Origin of the sequence: Crenothrix polyspora, from assembly GCF_900163755.1 — a bacterium.
Lineage (GTDB): Bacteria > Pseudomonadota > Gammaproteobacteria > Methylococcales > Methylomonadaceae > Crenothrix > Crenothrix polyspora.
Window position 1 is genome coordinate 1 of record NZ_FUKI01000011.1, and the last position, 1,222, is coordinate 1,222.

Genomic DNA, 1,222 nt, shown 5'->3' on the forward strand with positions numbered 1-1,222 from the left:
CCCCAGTTTGTACAAGCGGTATTTCATCGACACGCCCCAGCTTCTTCCGGTCAGCTCTTTCACACGGCGCTTGAACTTCGCCAAGGACTTATCCGTCCAGCGAATTTTCTTGCCTATGATCGTGAAGCCCAGAAAGCTGCATTTGCTCATCAAGTCCACTTTGCTTTTAGCCGTGTTGACTTTGAGCTTGAGGGTATTTTCCAAGTACCGCGTAATGCTTTGCATCACCCGCTCGCCAGCCTTCTGGCTTTTGACCAGAATGACCATGTCATCAGCATAACGCACGAAGCGGTGGCCTCGTTTATGCAATTCGTGGTCTAGCTGGTTGAGCAGGATATTGGCCAGCAAGGGCGATAACGGACCACCTTGGGGTGTGCCCACGTCGCTCGGCTCAATGTGCCCACCGACCAACACACCCGCCCGCAGGTAGCGCCCGATCAAGCCCAGCAGCGGTTTGTCGCGGACACTGCGACCCAGTATGTTCATCAATACGTCATGGTTGACGGTGTCGAAGAACTTGGCCAAGTCGATGTCCACGGCATAACGGTAGCCGTCTTTTACGTGGCTTCGTACCCGCCAGATAGCCTGGTGTGCATTACGGCCTGGTCTGAACCCATAGCTTGAGTCACTGAATTGTGGCTCAAAAATGGGGGTGAGCACTTGGGCGATGGCTTGTTGGATCACCCTGTCCATAACGGTCGGGATGCCCAGTAGCCTGATGCCGCCGTCGGGTTTGGGTATTTCTACCCGTCGCACCGGCTGCGGTTTGTATCGCCCCCCAACGAGTTGTTCACGGGTGTCTGCCCAGTGCGCCCGCAGGTAGTCGGGAAATTCACCGATGGTTAGCCCGTCTATGCCGGGTGCGCCACGGTTGGATTTGACCCTAGCCCATGCTTGGAGCAGGTTGTCTCTGGAGAGTACCGCTGTTAATAAATCGTCGTTGCGTTGTTCCATAAATATCTCTGTTTTCAAGGCTCGGTATGCACGCGCCGCCCGTTGTCTCTCGCCTGTCAGGCTTTAGTGATAAACGGAGGGTTGTACGCCTGCTCCTTGTGTTTCGTTGTTCAGCCCTTCACTCTTTTGACACCATTAGAGCTACTATGGCCTCTGCTGACTTCTGCCGCATCACACCGAACATTGCTGCACGGTGCGCTGTGGTGGTGCTGGACGTTCTCTGCCGGTTTGCTTTGCTATGGCCTCGGTGGGCAGTCACCTTGACGCG

Annotated in this window: 1 protein-coding gene; it reads right to left on the minus strand. The window is 55.2% G+C overall.

Going from position 1 to position 1,222, the window contains the following annotated elements; genetic code table 11:
* The coding region (gene ltrA, locus CRENPOLYSF2_RS00935) for a group II intron reverse transcriptase/maturase (RefSeq protein ID WP_087142097.1) at nt 1-954 on the minus strand (954 nt) is incomplete at its 3' end.
* Nucleotides 955-1,222: the final 268 nt, after the last annotated feature.